This is a genomic window from Roseovarius mucosus (assembly GCF_002080415.1).
Lineage (GTDB): Bacteria > Pseudomonadota > Alphaproteobacteria > Rhodobacterales > Rhodobacteraceae > Roseovarius > Roseovarius mucosus_A.
Genome location: NZ_CP020474.1, coordinates 4,026,309 through 4,049,226, shown reverse-complemented (window position 1 = coordinate 4,049,226; position 22,918 = coordinate 4,026,309). Strand labels below are relative to the sequence as shown.

Below are 22,918 nucleotides of genomic sequence, written 5' to 3'. Positions count from 1 at the left end.
GCTACAGCGGCGTTTGTGGTGTCATCAGACAATATCCGGCCCCCGCACCTTCCCCCCGTCTTGCGGGGGAAGGCCCTTCGCTTTCAGATCCGTATCCACACGATGCCGTTTTTCGGTGGCCAGCCGCTTCCCCGCAGGCTTTGCACCTGCCCCGCTTCGGCGATAGCAACCGTTGCGGTCCCCGATCCGTCACATCGCGCGCGAGCATCGATTTCACCGGCTGGTGGGTTTCGTCGTCGTGTTTCTGCGCCGGGCCAGAAGGGGCCGCGTCGGCGCGGGGTGGGGTGGTCCCCGGATCTTATTCCATCATTGGTGGCCGGTTGACGGGAGAACCGTGGTCGATGCTTTTTCTGATCCAGGCCTTTGGAAAAGCAACGAGCATAAACCAAGCACCAGGGAGCAAGGCGCAAGGTCCTGACTCGAAGTTCGTTTTCGAGCCGTTGGTCAGAGAATGCTAAGTGTAGGGATGTTGTTTTTGGTACGCGATCGATACACTGGGAATGACTGCGAGTGAGGACATGCCGGCGTCAACCGACTGCGTTCAAGGAATAGAGAATGGTAAAGCGGCCACCGCCTACAAGGTGGATCATGCAGCAGGAAACTGCGGATGGCCCACTGAATGACACTCAGATCCAGCAGTTCGCCGCAGATTTCGACCTTCCGCGAGACAGTTTGCGCAAGCTGTCTTCGGCACTCGGAGGTTGTCTATCAGGCAGAATTGTCTCACGCGGCATTTTGAAGGTCGTCAAGCAGATGGAGATGGGCCCTTCGGAACTTGAAAAGCTGATCAAAGAGTTGAGGCAGGCTCAGGTGCGGCTTTCCCGAGCGTCGGCGTTGTATTCGGAGATTGAAGTTCAGTACCCAAAGGTTGGTCGCTCGAAAGACAACCCAAATATTGTTTTTAGATTGATGTTGGAGAACGCGCTCAGAGACGTTTCGGTGCTAAGTGGAACGCTTGCTCGGGCGGCGGTAAAGTATGGGGTCCACTTCACCGGGGAGCCTGACAAGAGGCGCAATCGCGATTATCGCCGCACCGTAATTTTAGGGTGTATTTTCGATACATGGCACGCGGCAGACAAAAACGTGTCTCTAACGACCAACTCCGTGACCTCTGAACGAACTGGACCGCTTGTCGATTTCACTAATGCAATTGTGCGTTGCATCACCGATCCGGTGTCAGAGATAAAAGGCGAGACGATCTGGAAAGAGGTTCAGGGTTGGCGCGAACATCAGGAGTCTAAAGAATTGTACGAACGCCTGAAGCTTGAAGAGGCAAGTGTATCTACCACTGACAAGTAAGTCGATCTGGACACTTTGTTCTATTTTGGTCCTCGCGTCATGGTCATGGCATGACACGCGTTCCCGCCCAATCCCTTTCTCTGAAGTCTGCCGACGCGCAGATTGACGCTGCGATTTTGCGGCTGGTTGATCTGCTTGCGCGGCAGGTGGCAGGGGACTTGGTGGCGGATGCTCCTAACGTTGAGGAGACAGCCAATGCCCACCCCGACCTTCAAGACACCTAACCAACCTCGCGTCCTTTTGACGGTGAAGGATGTGGCCGTTCTGGACAACTGCTCGGAAAAAACGGTGCGCCGCGCGATTGCGTCCGGCCTTCTTCAGGCGATCCGTGTGGGGCCTGGAGGGCGTCTTTTACGCATCGATCCAGCGGCACACGCGGCCTATCGAGCGGCCTCACAGTGGTGATCATCTTTGGCCATCAATGTCCATTCATATCAATGGTTTACGCCTGTTTCGGGAAGAGGCCTACGCCGTAAATTGCGAACTTTTCATGCTACTCTTTTCCCGAATCGGGCGCTCTGTCCTGACCTGTCCACCCGAGTCTCCCCCTGTCCAAAAGGAAACCACCCGATGAGTTATGTTGCGAAGAATGATCTCGATATGGCGTTCATACCCAACCAAACACCGATGTTCTCTGATCTGATCAAGACCCTGGAGGAGGACAAGAGCCTGAATGTCATCCGCATCCGGGATATGATCTCAGGTTTGCGCCGCGTCGCCAAAGCTCTTGGTCGGGCGCCGCAAAATGTGCCCTGCCACGGGCGGTGGCTGCAGCCACGTCTGGCCAAGATTTCACCCGTCTCGCTGGGGATCAGCCGGAAGGCGTGGCAGAACGCCGTCAGCGACGCGCGGTCGGCCATGGCCCATGTTGGAATCGTGGAGCGCCGCAAGCACCGCAAGACCGACCTCATGCCCGAATGGAATGAGCTCTGGTCAATGGTTCTGGCCTCCAACGATCCCACTTTGAAGCCAGCACTGCACCGTTTTGTCTATTTCCTGAGCGACCTCGGCCTCCGCCCAGAGGACGTGTCTGCTGAGCACACCTTGATTTACCGCGAGGCTCTGGTGCGTTGTGAGATCAGCAAGTCGCCCGAAGTTGCCTATCGCGCCTCCTTGAATGCCTGGAACCTCGCAGTGCGCCGCCTGCCCAGCTGGCCCAGGACGCTTCTGCCGCTGGAGAACCGACAAAAGATCATCAAACTGGACGACGACATGTTTTCTGACGCGTTTCAGGTGGATCTGGCACAACTGATGTTTCGCTTGGCGCATCCAGACCCGATGGCTGAGGACGGACAAGCAAAGGCGCTGCGCCCCCAAACACTTCTCCAGTATCGACGTCAGATCATCCGCTTTGCTTCTGAACTGGTGCATGCGGGCGTACCCGTGGAAGAGATCGACAGTATCGCCGTGTTGCTGCATCCCGCAACAGTCGAACGCGGCCTGCGCCAGATGCTGACCCGCACCGACAACAAGATCACAAAAATGATCAGCGAAGTGGGGGCCCTGTTGCGCAACCTTGGCCGGATCACTGGACAAGACGACGCGACACGCAAACAGCTGAGCAAGCTTGCGGCACGCGTCGCGTCGCAACCGCAACGCGGGATGACCTCCAAGAACCGAGACCGGTTGCGCATCCTGCAAAACGAACAGACCATGCTGCGCCTGCTGCTTCTGCCTGAACGGATTTTCAACCACCCGCCCGAAGGCAAACTGAACCCCTACACCAAGGCTCTGGCGCGCGAGGATGCCGTGGCCATCGCTATTCTTCTGGCCTGCCCGATCCGCATCAAGAATCTGGCCGGTATTCATCTGGAGAAGCATATCCAGCGCCCTGGTGATGGCCGCGCCTATCTGGTTTTGATCGAAGACGACGTCAAGAACGCACGCCCCATCGAATTCGAACTGCCCAAGGATGTCATTCGCATGATTGATCGTCACCTTGCGACGCGCAGCCCGATGATGTGCCCGGCCGGAACGCCATGGCTGTTTCCTACGCGGGACGGTGCGGAGGCCATTATTCCGGGCCAACTCTCAAATAGGATCAAACAGCGCGTCTGGAAGACCGCCGGCGTCGAGGTCAATGCCCATCTGTTTCGTCACTTCGCGGTGATGAACTGGCTTGATGCAAATCCAGGAGGCTACGAGGTCGCCCGCCGCCTTCTCGGTCACTGTGCGACGAGCCACACAATCAATATGTACTCCGGCCTTGAGGTGAAGTCGGCCACACGCGCCTTTGCTGATCTGATCGAGGCCAAAAAAGCACGGCGCAAATGAGCCTCATTCTCCCCCGCGCAGCATGGCCCGCGGCTGATCGCACCATGTGGGATGCGCTGCATAAGAAAGCGGATCCATTTGATGATCCAGGGGCTTTGGCGCATCTGCGCCAGACCTCGTCCAAGACGCTTGAAGTGCGCTACGCGCGATGGATGAAGTGGCTGACCACTTTCGATCCGAACGCACTGGCGCTGCCGCCTGCAGAACGGGCCACCCTGCCCCGCTTGCAATCCTGGCTGGAGGCACTCTCTCACACCAAGCCCATGTCGCGCTTGATGTTCTTCGACAGCGTCTTGCGTGTTCTGCGCGCCGCTGACCCTGATCTGGATTGGACAATGCAACGGCGTTTGCTCGCGGGCTTGAAGCGCGCTGCGGGCCGGGGCGATCCGGCGCGCAAGCGCGGTCGAATCCTCTCGAGCGGGGTGCTGCTCAAGGTCGGATTGACCTATGCCAACGCGGATCCCCTTGCAGTTCCCAATTTTCTAAAAAGGATGATCCGTCTGCGGGACGGTATGATGATCGCTATGCTCGCCGTTCTGCCAATACGCCGACGCGCATTTTGCGAGCTCGCTCTTGGTCAGTCTGTGCTGCTGACATCTGATGAGATCACGATCTCGCTGTCTGAGGAGATGACCAAAACCGGCGTGCCATGGGAGGCGTCAGTGCCCCCTCAGATCGAGGCTATGCTTCGGCGCTACATCGTGGACGTGCGGCCAGCCTTGCTCGCCCGCGGCGGCCGGACCCATAATATCCTCTGGGTTGGCAAGAAGGGTGAGATCTTGGAACAGAATGGTCTCGGCAGTCGCATTGGAGATTTGACGCTTAAATTGACCGGCAAGCGGGTCTCGCCGCATCTCTTCCGGGATGCGGCGGCCACGACGCTGGCGCGGTTGTCACCAGAAAGTGCGCGACTGATCCAGCCGGTTCTGGCACACTCCAGCGCAATGACCGCAGAACGCCATTACATACACGCACAAACCATCGAGGCCGGGCGCGATTACGCGTCGCTCGTCCAGCGGCTTAAGGGAGGTCGATCATGATCAGGGCAGCGATCTATGCGCGGTTTTCATCCCAGATGCAGAGCGAGGCCTCGATCGAGGATCAGCTGCGCATTTGCCGTGAGCGCGCCGCGCGCGAAGGCTGGACGGTGACGGAAGAGTTTTCCGACATGGCGATTTCCGGCGCCAGCATGCAGCGCCCTGGCGTTCAACGCCTGCTCGATGACGCGAGCCGAGGTTGCTTTGATATCGTCATCGCCGAAGCCCTGGATCGGTTAAGCCGCGACCAGGCGGACGTGGCCACGCTCTTCAAGCGGCTGAGTTTTCACGGGGTGCGGATTGTTACCTTGTCGGAGGGTGAAGTCAGTGAGCTGCATGTCGGCCTCAAAGGCACGATGAACCAGCTCTTTCTCAAGGATCTGGCCGCCAAGACCCATCGCGGTTTACGCGGGCGCGTGGAAGCGGGGCACTCTGGCGGTGGCAACAGCTACGGCTATGACGTCGTGCGCCGCTTGGGCGAGGACGGCATGCTTGTGACCGGCGAACGCACGATCAACGCGGATGAGGCAACCTTGATCCGTAGGATATTTCAGGAATTCAGCGAGGGGCTGTCCCCCAAAGCCATCGCCAAGCGCCTCAATGCCGAGCGCATTCCTGGTCCGCGCGGCAAAGCATGGCGCGACACCGCCATTCGCGGGCACCGTATTCGGGGCACCGGCTTGCTCAATAATGAGCTCTATATCGGGCGGCTCGTGTGGAACCGCCTGCGCTATATCAAGGATCCGGAAAGCGGGCGCCGGGTTTCGCGGCTCAATCCAAGTGAGCGGTGGATCACCACCGAGGTTCCCGAGCTGCGGATCGTGGATGACGCGCTCTGGGCGCGGGTCAAACAGCGACAGGGCGAGATCGATGCCAGCCCCAGAGTACAGGCCATCAAAGAGACACGGTTTTGGGAGAAGAAGCGCTCGATCCATCTGCTGACAGGCCTCCTGCGCTGTGGCTGCTGCGGCAGCGGCTTTGCTGCGGTCGGCAAGGATTATCTGGCCTGCTCGGCCGCGCGCAAACTGGGCACCTGCGACCAGAAGCGCTCCTTCAAGCGCCACGATCTTGAAGAGGTCGTTCTGAACCTGCTGCGCGAGCGGTTGATGCGGCCCGAAGCGGTCGCCGCTTTTGTCTCCGCCGTGGGGCGTGAGACCAATGCGGGGCGCGCGGACGCCACTGCGGCACGTGCCCGCCTTGAGGCGGAGCGCACTCAGATCACGCGACGTCTTGACGGGCTTTATGACGCGATTGCAGATGGGCTGCGTACAGCAGGCCTGAAGACCAAGCTGGAAGAGATGGAGCTGCGCCTAGCCGAGATCGACGCAAAGCTGCAAGCGCCAGAACCCACTGCGGTGCGGATCCATCCGCAGTTGAGCGAGATCTATCGTCGAAAGGTCGAGGGGCTATCCGAGACTTTGGCCGATCCGGAGATCCGCCCCATGGCGCTCGACACCATTCGCGGGCTCATCCAATCTGTGACAGTGCACGAGACGACAAGCGGCGTTCGGATTGACCTTGACGGTGCGATCACAGCCCTTGTGGGGCTGGCTCAGCCTGGGGCTGAGGTGATTGTTGGTAGTGGTTCGGTTGAGGTGGTTGCGGGAGGGCGCAACCGTCTTAACCTACCTGATCTTCGTTGTATGGTTTGGTCGACTGCGCAATGGGCGGAACGCTGACGGTCGCCGCCCATACAAGCCGTAGTCTTAAAGGACGAAGCGGCCATTACCTTGCGAAGTCAGGGCGGGTGAAACGGCCGCCTGTCCGTGGCGCATAGAACACTGTAACCTCGTTCGCGTCGCACCTCACCGAACGGCGGCTTTCGGTTCGAACCAAAAACGTGCCGAAACAGGATAGGTTGTGCCTCAGGGTTCCACCGCAGTTCGTCGCGCTAAACCATTCTGTTTTGCTCTCCTCTGCTCAAAAGTGCCTTTGGCGCGAAGATGCGCGTCTGAGACGAGCGGCAAGCATTTGCACCAAGTCAGTCGGGACGGGTTGAGCACGGATATCCATGACATCCACCCATAGATCGGATGCGGCATCAGCTGGTCGCTTGCAGCAAAGTCCCAACCGCCATCGATAACTCCACCCTTTCCAGGGCGCGGGGGCGGAGGACCGAACAGTTCGAAAAACACTTCCTTGCTGACCCCCAAGTTCAGACGCCAGACACCACTGCGATCAAGGTGTGACGCGCGATCATTGGCACCGTCCTTTTGCTTGATGGTCGCAAAATAGGTGCCACGTTGAAAGACATGGCCCGGGTTGTAGAAATAGGAAGTTTCGCCCCACGCGTCTTTCGGCACGACGCCGTCCAGTTCATTTGTGATGAAGCTATGAACGGTCTCGATCTCGATCCATTTGGTTTGCGACATGTGTCAAGTAATCCTCAATCGTCTTGCCCACTTCAGGTTTGAAGCCCCGCCCCGTGACCTCGCAGACCTGCATGCGGTCGATGCGGAAGGCCCGAAACCCGTCCCGCAGTTCGCACCAAGCTGAACATGTCCAGACCCGGCCCCAATACTCGGTCTGCAGCGGCCGGATCACACGGCTTGTCATCTGATCATCCAGCGACCGGTAGTCGATACGCAGCTTCAGCCCCTCACGGATTGCGCGCCGGATCAGCGGCATGTGACGAAAGCCTTCCCGCGCTTTTTCAAAGGCGTAAACGCCGAAGCCCCAGGATTTCGGGGCCTGACGGCGATTGGATGCGTGTTCGCCGATCTTGGCCATCACACCCGCTGCGGCCACCTGCAACTCGGCGTCTGCGGCCTCTTGGACAATAGCCATACCCAGGCTCAGCGCCTCAAGCTCGGCCAGCGACAGTGACATGGGCGGCAGGAACACCGGCTCGCGCAGCATGTAGCCGACGCCCCGCTCGCCATCTATCGGCACGCCGGCCGCCACCAGCGCGCCGATGTCGCGGTAGACTGTGCGCACAGAGACCTCGAGCGCATCGGCGATGTCTCGGGCAAGGTGGAGCCGCCCGTCCCGGACGATCTCTACAATATCCGCAAGTCGTCTGCCGCGCTCCAGCATCCGGTCAGTTGATGGCCACTGCCAGCTCGGAATGCATGAGCTGGACGGTTTTGCCGTCAATCGCGGACAGAAAATCGGCATTTCCCGGCACCTTGCCGATCTCGGCAGCCGCCGCTTTGGCCGAGGGCATGTCCTGCCACTGGATGTGCTCGATCCAGGTGCCGTCTTCGGTGCAGGACAAGCGGCGATGCACGAAACCGGGACACGCCACGACCCAGGCATTCATGCCCTTGGCAGCGGCCACAAAGGCGTCGTGGCTGACGCCCTCGTTCAGCTTGAAGGTGACGCTTTCGATGATGGCGTTCGACATTGGATTCTCCTGATGGGTTTGTAGGCGATCCGCTGTCATTACGCCATCTCAACTGCCACAGTCTGTCAGTTGAAAGGCGCCATTGGGGAAGGAGATCAAGAGACCAAGGGAAAATCCATGAAGATCCTACACATTGACGCCTCCGCCCGAACGGAGGGCTCTTACTCCCGCCGCCTGTCGTCGCATTTCATTGACTGCCTGCACGAGAACGGGTTGGCCATCACCGTGGATCGGCTTGATCTGGCCCTGCATGCCCTACGGCATTTCGGGGCGCTGGAAACCGCCGCGATCACGCTTCCCGAAACGGAGCATTCCGCAGAAATGAGGCAAGCAATCGCGCCATCTGACGCGTTGGTCGCCCGCGTGCTGGCGGCGGACGGCATCGTCATCGGCACGCCGATCTACAATTTCGGCATGCCATCAACCCTGAAGGCATTTTTCGATCATGTCTCGCGCAACGGAAAAACCTTTCTCGCCGACGGGACCGGCATGAGGGGTTTGCTGGGCGACACGCGCGTTGCAGTCCTGAGCGCAACCGGGGGCACCTACGGTCCTGGCGATGTGTTCGACGGCCTTGACTGCCTGACACCACATATCCGGGCCATCCTCGGCTTTCTCGGCGTTACCGATCTGAGTTTTGTGGCTGCACAGCCCATGATGTTCGCAGGGCCGGACGCCGCCGCTATGTCCTTTGAGGCCGCCAAGGCAGAGGCTGCGTCCCTTGCCAAGACATGGAGCACCGCATGGAACTGACCGCACAGGACCGCCGCCTTAGCCTCGGTGCGGTCATGCTCCATATGCTCGGCATCGGGCTGACGCTCGGCTTGACCTTTCCCCTTACCTCCCTGACGCTTGAGGCTTGGGGGAGTGCGGCATGGGTGGTTGGTCTGGCCGGGGCAATGGCCCCGCTGGCGATCTTGCTATTCATGCCAGTGTTGCCGTCTGTGGCACAGAAACTTGGCGCGGTCCGGGCGATGATACTGGGCTGCGGGATCGGGATCGCGGGCCTGGTCGTGATGTATCTGGTGCAAACCGCGCCCGTCTGGGTTGCGATGCGGTTCGTGATTGGTGCGGGGCTGGCGCTGCCCTGGCTTGCGGGCGACATCTGGGTCAATGCGGTCGCGCAGGAGGAAAGCCGGGGACGGGTCATTGCGGGCTACGTTGCCTGTCTCTTCATCGGCTTCTCCGCTGGCCCCCTCCTACTGGATTACACGGGGATCACCGGGATAGCACCTTTCGCGATGGGATGCGGTGCCCTGGCGCTCGCCGTCCTGCCGCTGATCGCCGTTGGCCGCCTCGCACCGACCATCGTGGCCGAACAGGGGTCAGGCGTTCTGTCGGCTGCGCGCGCCGTGCCGGTCATGGCCGTTGGCGCGTTTGTGGCTGGTTTCACCGAGGCCCTGATCTTTTCGCTGCTGACACTCTGGGGGCTTGAAACCGGGCTAGATGAAACCGGCGCGCTGCGGTTGCTGACGACCTGCATCATCGGGGGCGTCGTGCTGCAATTTGCAGTCGGTATCATGGCAGATCGCATTGGCCGCCAACGGTTGCTGGGGTTGATTGGACTAGCCCTGATCGCGATTGGGGCGCTGCTTCAACTTTCAACAGGCGGTCTGGTTTTCGTCGCGGCATTCATCACGGGTGGGCTGATCCTGGCCCTGTATGGCTTGTCCCTGATACTTCTGGGAGAACGCTTTTCTCCAGCGCAGTTGGCCGCTGCCTCAGCCGCCTTTCTGATCTTGTATCAACTCGGTTCAGTGACAGGTCCACTTGTTGCAGGCGCAGCAATGGATCTGGGGGGTGCGGTTGGTTTCGTCTTTTCCCTCTCCGGCGCAGGCCTGGCCATCGCTCTTGTAGCGTTCACCACACGAACACGGACCGAGGAGATTTGACGGCGACCGACCACCAGGCACCGTCCGGCTGGTGGTCGGTCCCCACGCGTGTTTGACCAGTAAGAAGGACTTTTTTGACGTTGACGTTCCCCGAGAAGCAGCCAGCCAAAAGACCCCCATCCTCAAAGACAATATGCGCCGCCTCTGTCTTCCCTCTCGAAAGCCGCCGTTCATCATACGGCGGCTTTGTGCTTACGACTGACTTTACGTCGTCAAGATTGGCGCGCCCGATATGAATGGCCAGTCCGGCGAAGATACGCGATCGCTGCCTTCATGTAGCGACCGGCAGCAACGGGCCAAGTGCGTTGATGCTGTGCCACGAGCCGATGTGTCGATGGTCAACCTCAAAGTGTCAGCGGGCCATGCTGCACCACCGCATAGATGCTTTGAGCCCGAAGCGGGTAGTGGGAATGAGCCTAACAATCCTAAAGGGTCAGTCGTTTGTGTCTGGCGGCCCGCGTCGATGGGCAAGATTCATTCTCACAATCAAGAAGGCAACCAACAAGAAATGCTCAGTCAGTTACGAGTACCCTTTATCGTCAAAGTCACAGCGGCATTGCTGATCGCTGGGCTGTTTCCGTTGTGGTTTGTTTCGACCAGTGATCTGGAACGCAGTTCGCGACAGGCTCACCTTTCAGCCGAGGCGCTTCTAACCTCTGCGTTGAATCTGAAGCGAAAGTCCGTTGAGAGCTATTTCGACGCGACAGTGCGCGCCATGCAAACCGTCGCCGCTTCCCCCGCTACGTTGGACGCCCTGCGTCGGTTGGACAACGCCGTAGAGCAGTTGCATGCAGCCCCAACCGTAAACCTTGATAACGCAGCGATGCAGGCCCGTTTCGACGCGCAACGGGATGCTACCGAGGACGCCTCCGCGACGGCGGCACAAGTTTGGATCAACGACCTTGATGAACGGGCGCGCTTGTTGCAGCAGCTTTTCATTTTCGGCAATCCCGCAACGATTGGGAGCAAACAAGCGTTAGCCAATCCCGGCGATGGAAGCCTTTACAGCACGCTGCACGCTCAATTCCATCCGGCGCTGAATGCGACTTTGGACAGGTATGGGTTTTACGACTTTTTCTTGATCGAGCCGGTAAACGGGCGCATTGTCTATTCCACTTTCAAGGAAACGGACTTCGGCACGTCACTCCGCAGCGGTCCCTATCGTGATACGGAATTCGCGAAATCTGTCGTCGAGATAATCGAAGGCAATACCGCCCGCGATTACACTTTCGTCGATTTTGCCCCCTATGCCCCGTCAAACGGTGCAGCAGCGGCATTCTTGTTGCTGCCAATCCGCGATGAAGGCGCTCTCGCAGGGGTGTTCGCGGCCCAATTGCCTTCGGATTTTGCCGATGATGTGCTGGGGCTGACAACGGGGCGCTATGGCAGTGAAGATGCCTATATCTTTTCCGGTGACATGGGGTTGCGGTCAATCCCGCTGCTAAGTCGGGAAGCCGAAGTTGGTATGCTTTTCGATACCCCATTGGTTCGCAGTATCAATGCAAGTGGCGGGACAGACACAAGATTTTTCGAAGGCATCAGCCATCATGGCGATCCCGTCTTTGCAGCAAGCGCCCCCCTATCACTGTCCGGGCTAGACTGGCGCGTTGTGACCGAGATTTCAAAAGACGAGGTGCTCGCCGACGCAATCAAAGGCAGACAGGAAGCGCAGCGTAACATGCTGATTTTGGCAGCTGTCATCTTTTTCGCTGGCCTCTTGCTGGCGCGTTTGCTGATCCGGCCAATACGCATATTAGGCAGCGAAGTGCAGGGGCAAGCGAAACAGGTGGTCGAGGCGCTATCCCATGCCGCAGAACAGGCGCGCTCGGCTGCGGTCGCGATGGCGAGCACCGCCGAAGAAACATCCCGGCAGTCCAAAGCCGCCAAGGACAGCGCCTGTGAAACGGCTGCCTCGGTCGATGCCGTAGCACAGGCGTCCGAAGAGCTGTCATCCTCTGTTGCCGAGATTGTTCAGGGTATCGGCCGCACGGCCCAACTGGTTGACTCCGCGTCCGGGCAAGCAGATGCAGCGTCCCGAATCCTTGCAGAGTTGGAGCGTGTTGCCGGCCGCATTACGGGTATCGTGGGTCTGATCAAAGAGGTCACGAATAGAACAAATCTGCTTGCGCTCAATGCCGCTGTCGAAGCCGCACATGCTGGCGACGCTGGACGCGGGTTCGCCGTGGTCGCCGCAGAAATAAGGAGGCTGGCAGTGAACACCGCCGAGTCCACTGCGCAGATCGGCGAGGAAATCCAGAACGTCGTCGCCGCCGTGGCCAGAAATTCGACAGCGATACATTCGATCTCTGCGTCGATAAGCGAAGTTAACGCCCAAGCGGGAACCATCTCGGCTGCGGCACAGCAGCAAGGTACCGTCACCACCAGCATTGCATCGCGCATGTCCAGCACGGCCACGCGGATGAATGAGGTTGATAGCGGTATTTCAGAGGTTCAGAAAGCATCCCAGCTGGCATCAACTGCGGCGAACGAGGTCATGTCGCTGATGCAACATGTTGACGATGCGGCCTTGCGGATGACAGATACGATGTCGGAATTTGTCAGGCGCATCCGTAGCATCTGATGCGTCAAAGCTGTCGAGTTAATGGGGCACAACTGGATCCGAAAAATCGGGAGCAACGAGGCGGGCATGCGCTGAATCAGGGGATGCCCCATCGGCGCGCAGATGTCCCAAGCGCATACAGATGTTGCAGATGCTGTCTAACCTCGACCTCGCGATCTTCGACCGGTTTACCCACCAACGCACCCTTCTTTCGGTGGACGGCGAAAGCTATCAGCCGACCTCGCCTCTCAAACAATATGCTTCACCAAGTTTAAGTGGCCCCTTTAGTGAGCCCAGCTCAACAGGCTGACCGGCGGCTTAGAGCCAACCTTACTCAGCCAGATCATCCAGACTTACGCCGAGCGCATTGGCCAAGGCGCGCAGGGTCGTGACCGAGCCCTGCTTACGACCGGTTTCGATCTCGGCCACAGTCACGCGGTTCACGCTCGCTTTTGCGGCCAGGGCGGCTTGTGTCATCCCGCGCAGGTCTCGGTAGACGCGCAAAGCGTTTTCGCCGTTCAACAGGCGGTTCGCGTAGTCCGCCGGGATCAGTCCATCCTCGCCCGCCGCAAGCGCGGCCTTGGCGCGGTCATAGGTCTGCAGATAGGCCAGATCTTCGGCCGCGGCTCGCAGGCGGTCGTATTCTTCGCGTCGGGCGGGGAGCGGTCTTTCGATCTCCTCATGTGAGAGTCCGCTCTGTGCCTTGGCAAAGCTCTTGCAGTTTGGCGTGATCGTTCAAGACTGGTGTTCGTCAACGCGTTAATTGCCGTTCAAACCATGAACGGGAGTTACTCATGCGCTTCACTCTGAACGGACTAGGTCAGGATATTCCGGCCGATTGGGCAGATGAGCCGCTGTTGGTCCTGTTGCGAGAACACATCGGACTGACGGGTGCGAAATTCGGTTGCGGGGTTGGCATTTGCGGGGCCTGCACGATCATTGTGGACGGTGCCGCCACGCGCGCCTGCATGATCCGCTCCGGCGATATCGAGGGTCTGAACGTCCGCACGATCGAGGGGCTGGCCGACGGGGACAGCTTGCACCCGGTCCAGCAGGCCTGGTTGGACCTCGGAGTGCCGCAATGCGGCTATTGTCAGGCTGGTCAGATCATGGCGGCTGTGGCGCTGCTGGAGGAAACGCCTGACCCATCGGAGGATGACATTGATGCGGCGATGGACGGCAACCTGTGCAGATGCGGCACCTATCCGCGTATCCGTGCGGCGATTGCCCGCGCGGCGGAGCGTGTGTGATGCGGCGGCGTGCGTTTCTGGCGGCCTCGGCCGTGGGGCTTGTGGCCGCTATCGGTGCGACGGCGTGTTCGCGCATCCCGGTTATCCCCAAACGCCCTGATCCGGACGTCTCGACTGCCATCGGATGGATCGCGCATCGGGACGGGCATTTCACCCTGACCCTGCCGCGCGCCGAGATGGGACAGAACATCGCCACCGCACTGAAGCAGGTCGCCTGCACCGAGCTTGGGGCGGAGTGGGACCGGGTCGACGTGGTCCTGCATGCGACCGACATGCCGCGCGTCAAGGCGACGGTGGGCAGTGAATCGGTGATGCTGTTTGCCGAACCGTTGGCGCAGGCCTGTGCCGCGCTGCGCGATGCCCTGGCTGCCGGACAGGTTGCAGGACTGGTCCGTGTCAGGGCGCGTCCAGTCTCCGAGTTGCGCGCATTGCGAAGCGGTGGCCTGATCGGCGCCAGCCCCGAACTGGTCCAAGCGCGCGGGATCGTCACGGGCGAACCGCTTTATGCGGCCGATATCCGACTGCCGGGAATGCTTTATGGTCGGGTGCTGCGCGCGCCTGCGTCCGTCGAGTTGCACTCTGGCCCCCGGCGCTGGGATATCGATGCGGCGCGCGCGGTGCCTGGCTTTGTCGCGGTTGTCAAGGATTGCGGTCCGCCGATTGGCAAGGCTCAGGGGCTTGGCATTGTCGCCGCCCGACCCGGCGCGCTTGATGCAATTGCTGAAGCGTTGCAGGTGGAGTGGGATGTGGCGGGCCAACACCCCCACGCGGATATCGCGCGCGCCATTGACGTCGATGCCCGTCTTGGAGCGGGCGCACTCCCGCACAAGGTTCTGAACGGCGCGCCCGAGGCTGGCCCGTGGGATGTCGATCTGCGTCTTGATATCCCCATGGCAGCCCATGGCCCGATCGAGCCGCGCGGAGCCGTAGCATCATGGGAAGACGGGGCATTGCGGGTCTGGGCCGGTACGCAGGATGCCTTCTACATCCGAGATTTTCTGGCCGATGCCTTCGGGCTATCTGCCGGTGCAGTCACTGTCCAATCCTGCCGGATTGGCGGGGCCTTCGGCGGCAAAACGATATGCACGGTTGAGGCAGAGGCGGCGGCACTCACACTTGCCGTGAGCAGCCCCGTCAAGGTCCAGTGGACGCGCGCTCAGGAATATGCGCTCGGGTTCCACCGCCCGCCGTCTTCTCACCGGGTCAGGGCGCGCGTCGGGCAAGGCCGGATCACCGACTGGGACCATGCGCAGATGAGTTCTCATATCATGTTCACCGCCGCCGTCGTGCCATCCTGGATGCAGCGCGGCACCGACGTCTTTGCCGGCGATGGTGGCGTGGCGCGAGGTATGGCCGCGCCCTATGTGCTGGGCCGTGCCCGCGCAGCTTATGACATGGTGCGGCTGCCTGTGCATACCGGCCCATGGCGCGGGCTGGGTGCCGGGCCGAACGCGCTGGCTATTGAGAGTGCCATGGACGAGGCGGCACTGGCCGCAGGCGTCGATCCCTTGGCGTTCCGCCTTGCGCATGTTGCTGATCCGTTTTTGGCGGCATGTCTTGAGCGGGTGGGTGAAATCTCTAGTTGGGGCAAAACGCCTGCGTTCTCCGAGGGTCTGCGGGTAGGACGCGGTATCGCCTGCGGCACCTACAAGGAGACCAGCCATACGGCGGCCATTGCCGATGTGGCCGTCGATGCCCGTGGTCGGGTGCGGGTCACGCGAATGTGGTGCGTGCATGATTGCGGGCTGGTCATCAACCCTGATCAGGTCCGTGCGCAATGCGAAGGCAATCTAGTCTGGAGCCTTGCCATGGTGCTAACCGACGATCTGCCCACGGAAGACGGGCGCGTCACGGCCCAGACCTTTGCGGATGCCCCAATCCCGCGCATGACCGATACACCCACACTCACCGTTGATCTGATCCAAAGCGATCGTCCGCCACAAGGCGCAGGCGAAACCGTCATGGTGGCAGGCCCCGGCGCCATCGCCAATGCGATCCGCGCAGCCACCGGCCGACGCCTGGTCCGCCTTCCGGCGCGGGCCGGGGACCTCGCGTTATGATGGCGTTCGGCTACAAATGTGCCCTGACCTTTCGTGTTTTGCCCTGCCTCCGAAAGAGGGCGCCGGACCTTCGTTCTTTTGAACATCCCCCTGTTTTGGACTACCCTCTGGCTGGAAAGGGGTAACGTGCATGGCCCAACGCATTGAAGGACAGGATTTCGCTTCGGCCGCCATGATGCGCCTGGTCGCAATGGGGCTTGCACGGCAGGGCATTTCCATTCCCGTGCCGACGTCCCCGACCGCGCATGTTTCGCTTGGGGACAAGCGTGCGGTCCTCAGCGCTGTCTTGGCATGCCATGGCCCGTTGGCCATCCTGTCCATTGCAGACGCCGCATGCGCCATGGCCCCCGAGCCGGTCGTCCAAGCCTTGACCAATGCAAGGGACATACCTGATCTCATGGAGCGCTGGCACAGGCTGGAGCGCTTCAGCCATGGGCGACACAGGGTCGAGATAGAGCAGCTTTCTCCGCAACGCTTTCGACTGACCCACCGCGCGCGTGACCATGGCCCGCCGCCATCCATGGCAGAAAGCTTGTTGGTGCTTGGGCTTCTTACAATCCTGACCGAGATGACCGGATCGACGGATGTGACGATGAAAACTGACGCGGGCGCGGTCTGGCGCAACGAGGGTAAATGGCATGACGCGGGCACGTCACAAGGCGTCGGCAGTGTCGTCCTGACAGCGGCATCGGCAAGCAGAACGGTCGAAGTGCGTGGCAATAACCCGGAGACCGATCTAGTATCACGGTTGCGAGGCCGTCTTGTTGCAGACCCGGTGCGCCGCTGGACAGTGGCCAGTCTTGCGGCCGAAGCTGGCGCCGCGCCCCGCACCCTTCAGCGCCGCCTGACCGAAGGATTGGCTTCCTTTTCCCGCCTTGTGACCGATGCGCGGATCGAGGTCGCTGCAACCCACCTGTGCAAATCCAATGGCCCAGCACTTGCAGAGATCGCCTTCATCGCAGGCTTTGCCGATCAGGCCCATTTTGCTCGCACATTCAGCCGAACCGTAGGCACAACCCCGAGCAGCTATCGCGCAGACTTTGGCCAGTAGCAGATCTGAAGCCCGCCATCTGCCTGAACGTATTACAAAGTTTCACCTGCAGAATGAGCCTTACACATTGCGGACACTCAGGTCTCATTTGCTGATCGGCCGCTAAGGGCCGGGAGCGTCGAGACAATCGGAAGCGCATAGGGCGTTCAAGCCGAGGAGGAGCGCACCAGTTTGAGGTGAGGATAGTGGCTATTTGCTCCACAATGCCCAAACGTCGGACATGCGGACAGTTTCACCATTGATTATGGAAATGTGGCTGGAGCATCTAATCCCATGATTGTCATGCTATCGATTTCTTTCATGGTTCCAGACAGGACGCGTTACTCCACACGCACATTCGCGGAAAACTGGTGGAGATCATGGGTGTGACAGATCACCAAGCCATTCGCAGCGTTGTGGTAATATGCTATTAGCTCAGGTGACAGCCGAACAAAGAGCCGGTCACAGCTGACCGATCGCGACAATAATGGACAAGCTTTCTGTCATGCAAGCCTTCCGCCGCATCGTTGAGCGGGGCAGCTTCGCACGTGCGGCGGAGGATCTTGGTGTCTCGCCTGCACTGCTGAGCCGCGAGATAAAGCTGCTTGAGGAAAGTCTTGGGACCACGCTGCTGACGCGCACCACCCGATCCATGTCCCTGACCGATGCCGGGCGGCTCTATTATGACGAGGCCAATGCCATTCTCGGCGCCATGGCCCAGGTCGAAGACCGCATCCGGGACGGCGCGGGCGTGGTGCGCGGGCATCTCAAGGTGAACGCCTCCAGTTCCTTCGGGCAGACAGTCATCGCACCCATGTTGCCAGATTTTCTCGATACCTATCCCGATCTGCGTCTGTCACTGTCGATGGACGACCGGGTGCTGGACATGGTCGAAGGTGGGTTTGATGTCTCGATCCGCATCCGACCCGCCATGCCGGACTCGGCGCTGGTCGCCCGCAAGATTGGAACGATGCGACAGCGCATCTTCGCAGCGCCCGCCTATCTGGAAAAGGCTGGTGCTCCGCAGGTCCCCGAGGATATCGCGCAGCACCGGGTCATCGGCTTCCTGCTCGCGGATCATCTGACGTCATGGACCCTGCACGGTCCCTCGGGCACAAAAATCATCGACCTTGATCCACCAGTCCGCGTCGGCAACAGCCTTGTTCTGCGCGATCTTTTGATCGCGGGTCAGGGCATCGGCACCTTGCCGGATTTCGTCTCGAAAGAGCCTGAGGCGCAAGGTGAACTTGTTCGTATCCTGCCGGACTGGGAACTTCCTGCACCGGAGATCTTCGCCGTGACGGCCTCGCGGCTGAGCATGGACGCGAAGGTCACGGCGTTCCTCGATCACCTGCGCGCGGCGCTGTAACCCTGACATTCTTCAACCAGCGTAAAGAATGAAGTGAGCGCCGGCTGGTTATTCCGGCGCCGAATATCCCCCATCCTCTCGGACAATGAAACTGCAATCCCCGAGAGGATCCCATGACCCGCGTTCTTGTTCTCTACTATTCCAGCTACGGCCATGTCCGCGCGCTTGCTCAGGCCGAGGCCGAAGGTGCGCGCTCCGTGCCCGGCACCCTTGTCGATCTGCGCCGCGTGCCCGAAACCGTCCCGGAAGAGGTAAGGCAAAAGGCTGGCTTCGCCCCGGATGACACGCCCTTGGCGACTCCGGCCGATCTGGAGGCCTATGACGCCATCATCTTCGGCACGCCCACGCTCTTCGGCATGATGGCCGGACAAATGAAGTCCTTCCTCGATCAGGCAGGTGGGCTCTGGGCGCGTAATGCGCTTGTGGGTAAGGTTGCCGCTGTCTTCGCCTCCACAGGCTCGCAGCATGGCGGGCATGAGGCAACGCTGCTGTCCACGCAAATCCCGCTCCAGCACTTTGGCATGCTGATCGTGGGCATGCCCTACAGCTTTGCCGGTCAAACCACAGCCGATGGGATCGTCGGCGGCGCGCCCTATGGCGCGGGAACGATCGCAGGTGCTGACGGTTCGCGCACGCCTACCGAGACCGACCTGGCCGGAGCGCGCTTTCAGGGCGCGCATGTGGCGCGCATCGCGGCGAAGCTCGCCGGGACCGTCAAAGTTGAGGAGGCTGCGTGATGGCGTCATTGACCATCGACTTCTTCCACGATGTCGTCTGCTGCTGGTGCTTCAACATCTCTTCGCGGATGCGCAACCTTGCGGCAGAGTTCGATCTCGACGTGCGACACCGCACTTTCGTCTTGCAAGCCAGCCGCGCCGAAATGGCCGCGCGCTGGGGCTCACCTGAAGACGCCCGCGACACGATCCTCGGTCACTGGGCGGTCTGCCGTCAGGTCAGCGATCGGCCGGAGCTTGTCGGAATCAACGAGATGCGGGCCGCGACCTTTGACTACCCGCACGGTATGACCGCCGCGTTGGGGTGCAAGGCTGCGGAACGCCTTGGTGGTCAAAAAGCCCATTGGGACATGTTCGACCTGCTGCAGCGCGCCCATCTGACCGAGGCGCGGAACGTTGCCGATCCTGCCACAGTATTGGATGTGGCGCGAGAACTGGGGTTCGAGGCATCTGCCTTCGCCGAGCTTTTCGATGACCCAGGAACGCTTAGTTCCGTCGAGACTGACCGGCAACAGGCCCGCAAACTACAGGTCCGGTCCATTCCCACCCTGATCGTTCGCGAAACCGGCACCCGCCTCGTCAATGGTCCACGCGAGGATCTGGCCGCACAACTGCGCGCAGCCCTCCGCCTCATCGCCTGAAAGAACGCGTTTCATGCCCGAGAGATGGCCAACATTTTCCAATTCCTTGAGATCGAGACAACCGATGTCACGCACCACCGATGTTCTTCTTACCGCGCTCGCCCCGGCCATCTGGGGCAGCACCTATCTTGTCACGACCGAGGCATTGCCTGCCGGCTATCCCGTGACGCTGGCGGCGCTGCGCGCGCTTCCTGCCGGGCTGTTGCTGCTCGCCATCACGCGCTGTCTGCCGCCGCGTGTCTGGCTTGGTCGCGTCTTTCTACTTGGCGCATTCAACTTCGCGCTGTTCTGGGTGCTGCTCTTCGTGGCCGCCTACCGGTTGCCGGGAGGTGTCGCTGCGACGCTGGGGGCGTTGCAGGCGATGATGGTAATCCTGATGGCCCGGGGCTGGCTTGGAACACCGATCCGGGCGGGTGCTGTCGTTGCAGCGGCGACCGGTGTTCTGGGTGTGGCGCTTCTGCTCATCGGACCCGAGGCCGCGCTCGATCCCGTTGGCATCGCGGCCGGCTTGGGTGGTGCAGCTTCCATGGCGGCGGGCACCGTTCTCAGCCGGAAATGGCAGCCGCTAGTTTCAGCACTGAGCTTCACGGCCTGGCAACTTACCGCGGGCGGCGTCCTTCTTCTACCGCTTGCGCTGATCGTCGAACCGGCGCTTCCGCCTCTCTCTGCCATAAACCTTGCCGGTCTCGCCTGGCTTGGCCTCATTGGTGCCGCTGCGACCTATGCAGTGTGGTTCCGGGGGGTTGCCCGACTTGAACCGGGTGCGGTCTCGATGCTCGGCATGATGAGCCCGGTGACGGCAGTCATCCTGGGTTGGATCTGGCTGGGCCAGTCCTTGTCGCTTTTGCAGGGCGTTGGGGCTACGATCGTTCTTGGGTCTGTCTGGTTCGGACAGCGAGCGAACCGCGCGCCTTCCACGCATGCGCCCCCGCGCCCTGTATCGCCGCAAACGAACGCCGCATGACTGACGCACAGGCAAGGAGATGTCACATGGTCACTCACACACTCACCCCCGAGCTTGCAGGCAGGGTCCGGCTTGCCGGACTGCTCTATCTGGTCATCATTATCGCGGGCCTTGGCGCCGAACTTGTTCTGCGCGGTCCTCTGATCGACCTTGGCAATGCAGAGACAACCGCCACTGCAATCATTGAGGCACCGGGCAGGTTTCGGTTGGCCATCGCCGCCGACCTGCTCATGGCTTTGTGCGACGCAGGACTGGCGATCTTGTTCTACCTGATTTTCCGCGTCATTGCGCCCGGTCTGGCCCTGTCTGCAATGGTGTTCCGCCTGATCCAGACCGTGCTGATTGCCGCCAATCTCATGGCGCTGCAGACTGCGTGGTTGCTGCTGGCAAAAGCGCCCGGCATGGCCGACGCTCACAAACTTGCACTCGTGTTTCTTGATTTGCACGGCCATGGCTACGACCTGGGGCTAGTGTTTTTCGGTGCTAGCAGCCTCATGATGGGGGGGCTTGTATGGCGGTCGGGGCTTTTTGCAAAGGCCTTCGGAGTAGGACTGGCTGTTGCAGGGCTCGTTTATCTGGTCGGGAGTGGGCTGCGGTTCTTCGCACCTAGCCTGTCTTCTGCTTTTGCACCCGCGTATGCGATCACGATCCTTGCAGAGGTGGCGTTCTGCCTACGGTTGCTTCTACAACGGAATCCAGTTTGAAGCGGCTTCCCTGACCGAAAACTCTGTGTGGGATGCGAATGACAGGTATGCTGTAGCCGCAGCGCAGCATCTGAGTGATGTGTGAAAGTCGGCTTTGGGCCGGTCACGTCTTGAAGGGCGACTAAGGTTCCCGACTTTGCAAAGCCCGCTTCCTGCGCCACTGCGGCCATTCGTGACCTTCGCAGCGAAAGTCTGCTCCGGGTCGTTAGTCGACATATCAAGCACGCTCTGCGGTCTTCTCGGTCACCGCCGTCAAAGAGCCCAGATAATGCACCATGAGCTTTCTTGTCAGCGGAACAATCAGCCTGATGTCAAAGCGAAACACCCACGCCAAAAGGCGCGCCCGGAGGCTTTTTCCACGACTGTCTCAAAAGGCTGGAAACAACCAGCTGCGCCGATTTGCGGGTGATCATGGCGCCGATGTTGAATTTCGCGAGGAATTGATCCACGTTCCTGAGCCACTGCGAGCCGCTGGTTTCAACAATTCCGCCTCTTTTTCATGAGATTATCATGTTTCAGAGGGGGCCGCGCCAAATGGAAAAACGGGTCAATTCGACGCGAAAATCAACAATTTGCATATCGACTGAGCGCAATGGCAGATCCTCAGCCGCCGGGGCTCTGTCGCAAAACCCGGATGGGGGACACCGTCAGGATCTGATCAATCAGAGGGGACGTATCCTCTCCAAAGCGACCTGCGCTGTTCAGTCCCGCCCCGATCAGTTGGACGACATCCGGCGAACCGGCAAATGCCGAATGGCTTCCGGAGCTAGAATCGTTGATGTCTGACAGGTCGATCACGGTCAGCCCGAATTCCTCAAGATCCCTGAGCGGGGCAGCCCCCACACGGGGCACACCACCGGCAAGGCGGGCAGAAACACGCAAAGCGGCGTCCCGCTCTGAGATTAGCAAAAAGATCGAGCGCCGGATTTCGGGGGATAACCGGTTGAGCTGTGCTCGGAACAGATCAATGTCGATATCGGGCGCGGCCAGAACGATGGTATTCAGATTTTTTCTACGGCCCAGCTCACCGCTTCGATCACGCTCCACAAGACCTTCCATAGTCAAGAGACTGCCCATGGAATGCGCGAAAACATCAACGCTATGCGCCTTGGTCTGTCCCAGAATCTCGGCTATTTCAGGCACCATATCCCGGGCAATCAGAGCGCTGTTGAGATCGTGAACATACCGGATCGTGCGTGCCGCAGATGCCCAGCTCAGCAAGACAGGCACGCCCTCAAAGTTGCTATCCTCGACAAACTGACCCAACCGCAACAGGGAATCTGTTGGCGTATTGTTGAACCCGTGGACAAAAAGCAGGATCGTCCGCTTGTCGGCGGGGCGGCTTTCAAGCTCTCGGTTGATCGCGTCAACAAAGGCAGCATCACCGGCATAGGTCACCGGATCAACGGCCATGAACTCTGTTCGCGGGTCAGGCGGCAGGCGTCTTGCCCGTTTCAACCTGCCAATTGAGTGGTTCGGAGGAACCAGCACATCCACAGAGGCAAGGCCAAGTGTCCGCGCGCGGTTGGCCGACAAGAACGCTCCGGGTTCCTCGGACGGCGCGCGGCCGCTTGTGATAAAAATTCGGTGCCGCGTGCTCTCGGCCTCAACCGCCGGGCGGAGTGCCGGATTGTCGATGCCAATGATTTCAGGAGGACGGCTACAGGCCGCTAGGATCAGTGTCATCAAGACACCGATAATCAAGGTGCAGCGACGGTACACAAGGACAGGCGCAGGAACTCTGGATTCGTGTGCAAG

22 protein-coding genes are annotated in these 22,918 nt (G+C 60.2%); 17 read left to right on the top strand and 5 right to left on the bottom strand.

The window, feature by feature from the left end:
- Positions 1–588 precede the first annotated feature (588 nt).
- The 5 genes from ROSMUCSMR3_RS19365 (at position 589) to ROSMUCSMR3_RS19345 (ending at position 6,289) form a co-directional block, all read left to right on the top strand.
- Positions 589–1,299, top strand: a complete 711-nt coding sequence (locus tag ROSMUCSMR3_RS19365; RefSeq protein WP_081508438.1) for a hypothetical protein — start codon at positions 589–591, stop codon at positions 1,297–1,299.
- Between the two features lie 195 nt (positions 1,300–1,494).
- Entirely contained in the window at positions 1,495–1,704 is a 210-nt protein-coding gene (locus tag ROSMUCSMR3_RS19360) for a helix-turn-helix domain-containing protein (protein ID WP_081508437.1), read from the top strand.
- Positions 1,705–1,710: 6 nt separating this feature from the next.
- Positions 1,711–3,573: a tyrosine-type recombinase/integrase gene (locus ROSMUCSMR3_RS19355; RefSeq protein WP_157667362.1), complete on the top strand. Its 1,863-nt coding sequence runs from the start codon at positions 1,711–1,713 to the stop codon at positions 3,571–3,573.
- Positions 3,570–4,613 (top strand): tyrosine-type recombinase/integrase, encoded by a 1,044-nt coding sequence (locus ROSMUCSMR3_RS19350; RefSeq protein WP_081508435.1) that lies wholly within the window; start codon positions 3,570–3,572, stop codon positions 4,611–4,613. Before ROSMUCSMR3_RS19355 ends, ROSMUCSMR3_RS19350 begins: the two co-directional genes overlap by 4 nt.
- A complete protein-coding gene (locus ROSMUCSMR3_RS19345; RefSeq protein ID WP_237183492.1) occupies positions 4,610–6,289 on the top strand; it encodes a recombinase family protein in 1,680 nt (559 codons plus the stop codon). Before ROSMUCSMR3_RS19350 ends, ROSMUCSMR3_RS19345 begins: the two co-directional genes overlap by 4 nt.
- Positions 6,290–6,475: 186 nt before the next feature.
- Here ROSMUCSMR3_RS19345 and ROSMUCSMR3_RS19340 read toward each other — a convergent pair whose 3' ends face one another.
- From ROSMUCSMR3_RS19340 to ROSMUCSMR3_RS19330, 3 genes are read right to left on the bottom strand one after another with little or no spacing between them, the layout of a single operon-like run.
- A complete protein-coding gene (locus tag ROSMUCSMR3_RS19340) occupies positions 6,476–6,982 on the bottom strand; it encodes a DUF6194 family protein (RefSeq protein ID WP_081508434.1) in 507 nt (168 codons plus the stop codon).
- Complete coding sequence (locus ROSMUCSMR3_RS19335; RefSeq protein ID WP_081508677.1) at positions 6,942–7,643, bottom strand: WYL domain-containing protein; 702 nt, start codon at positions 7,641–7,643, stop codon at positions 6,942–6,944. Before ROSMUCSMR3_RS19335 ends, ROSMUCSMR3_RS19340 begins: the two co-directional genes overlap by 41 nt.
- Before the next feature lie 7 nt (positions 7,644–7,650).
- Complete coding sequence (locus ROSMUCSMR3_RS19330; RefSeq protein WP_237183491.1) at positions 7,651–7,956, bottom strand: hypothetical protein; 306 nt, start codon at positions 7,954–7,956, stop codon at positions 7,651–7,653.
- A 117-nt stretch (positions 7,957–8,073) separates the two neighbouring features.
- Between ROSMUCSMR3_RS19330 and ROSMUCSMR3_RS19325 the strand changes: the two genes are divergently transcribed.
- The 3 genes from ROSMUCSMR3_RS19325 to ROSMUCSMR3_RS19315 all read left to right on the top strand — a co-directional run bounded on the left by ROSMUCSMR3_RS19325 (position 8,074) and on the right by ROSMUCSMR3_RS19315 (position 12,429).
- A complete protein-coding gene (locus tag ROSMUCSMR3_RS19325) occupies positions 8,074–8,709 on the top strand; it encodes an FMN-dependent NADH-azoreductase (RefSeq protein WP_081508432.1) in 636 nt (211 codons plus the stop codon).
- Complete coding sequence (locus ROSMUCSMR3_RS19320; RefSeq protein WP_198385556.1) at positions 8,700–9,848, top strand: MFS transporter; 1,149 nt, start codon at positions 8,700–8,702, stop codon at positions 9,846–9,848. Before ROSMUCSMR3_RS19325 ends, ROSMUCSMR3_RS19320 begins: the two co-directional genes overlap by 10 nt.
- A gap of 463 nt (positions 9,849–10,311) precedes the next feature.
- Positions 10,312–12,429 (top strand): methyl-accepting chemotaxis protein, encoded by a 2,118-nt coding sequence (locus ROSMUCSMR3_RS19315; RefSeq protein ID WP_157667361.1) that lies wholly within the window; start codon positions 10,312–10,314, stop codon positions 12,427–12,429.
- Between the two features lie 309 nt (positions 12,430–12,738).
- On the opposite strand, the gene ROSMUCSMR3_RS21725 is transcribed toward ROSMUCSMR3_RS19315, so the two are convergent.
- Complete coding sequence (locus ROSMUCSMR3_RS21725; RefSeq protein WP_257788538.1) at positions 12,739–12,912, bottom strand: helix-turn-helix transcriptional regulator; 174 nt, start codon at positions 12,910–12,912, stop codon at positions 12,739–12,741.
- 290 nt (positions 12,913–13,202) lie between these two features.
- Between ROSMUCSMR3_RS21725 and ROSMUCSMR3_RS19305 the strand changes: the two genes are divergently transcribed.
- From ROSMUCSMR3_RS19305 to ROSMUCSMR3_RS21350, 9 genes are all read left to right on the top strand, one after another.
- On the top strand, positions 13,203–13,658 hold the full coding sequence (locus ROSMUCSMR3_RS19305; protein WP_081508428.1) for a (2Fe-2S)-binding protein: 456 nt from the start codon (positions 13,203–13,205) through the stop codon (positions 13,656–13,658).
- Positions 13,658–15,718, top strand: a complete 2,061-nt coding sequence (locus tag ROSMUCSMR3_RS19300) for a xanthine dehydrogenase family protein molybdopterin-binding subunit (RefSeq protein WP_081508427.1) — start codon at positions 13,658–13,660, stop codon at positions 15,716–15,718. Before ROSMUCSMR3_RS19305 ends, ROSMUCSMR3_RS19300 begins: the two co-directional genes overlap by 1 nt.
- Positions 15,719–15,848: 130 nt before the next feature.
- Positions 15,849–16,769: a helix-turn-helix transcriptional regulator gene (locus tag ROSMUCSMR3_RS19295; protein WP_081508426.1), complete on the top strand. Its 921-nt coding sequence runs from the start codon at positions 15,849–15,851 to the stop codon at positions 16,767–16,769.
- 466 nt (positions 16,770–17,235) lie between these two features.
- Positions 17,236–18,117 (top strand): LysR family transcriptional regulator, encoded by an 882-nt coding sequence (locus ROSMUCSMR3_RS19290; protein ID WP_081508425.1) that lies wholly within the window; start codon positions 17,236–17,238, stop codon positions 18,115–18,117.
- 113 nt (positions 18,118–18,230) lie between these two features.
- The gene (gene wrbA, locus ROSMUCSMR3_RS19285; RefSeq protein ID WP_081508424.1) at positions 18,231–18,854 is read left to right on the top strand and encodes an NAD(P)H:quinone oxidoreductase; all 624 of its coding nucleotides are present in this window, start codon (positions 18,231–18,233) and stop codon (positions 18,852–18,854) included.
- Positions 18,854–19,492, top strand: coding sequence for a DsbA family oxidoreductase (locus ROSMUCSMR3_RS19280; RefSeq protein ID WP_081508423.1), 639 nt, complete (start codon positions 18,854–18,856; stop codon positions 19,490–19,492). The genes wrbA and ROSMUCSMR3_RS19280 overlap by 1 nt, the downstream gene beginning before the upstream one ends.
- 64 nt (positions 19,493–19,556) lie before the next feature.
- Positions 19,557–20,456 carry an EamA family transporter gene (locus tag ROSMUCSMR3_RS19275; RefSeq protein ID WP_081508422.1) on the top strand — a complete coding sequence of 300 codons (900 nt, stop codon included), beginning with the start codon at positions 19,557–19,559 and terminating at the stop codon, positions 20,454–20,456.
- Entirely contained in the window at positions 20,453–21,160 is a 708-nt protein-coding gene (locus ROSMUCSMR3_RS19270) for a DUF4386 domain-containing protein (RefSeq protein WP_237183490.1), read from the top strand. Before ROSMUCSMR3_RS19275 ends, ROSMUCSMR3_RS19270 begins: the two co-directional genes overlap by 4 nt.
- Before the next feature lie 275 nt (positions 21,161–21,435).
- Complete coding sequence (locus ROSMUCSMR3_RS21350) at positions 21,436–21,663, top strand: hypothetical protein (RefSeq protein ID WP_157667360.1); 228 nt, start codon at positions 21,436–21,438, stop codon at positions 21,661–21,663.
- Between the two features lie 100 nt (positions 21,664–21,763).
- Here ROSMUCSMR3_RS21350 and ROSMUCSMR3_RS19265 read toward each other — a convergent pair whose 3' ends face one another.
- Complete coding sequence (locus tag ROSMUCSMR3_RS19265) at positions 21,764–22,846, bottom strand: alpha/beta hydrolase (protein WP_237183489.1); 1,083 nt, start codon at positions 22,844–22,846, stop codon at positions 21,764–21,766.
- Positions 22,847–22,918: the final 72 nt, after the last annotated feature.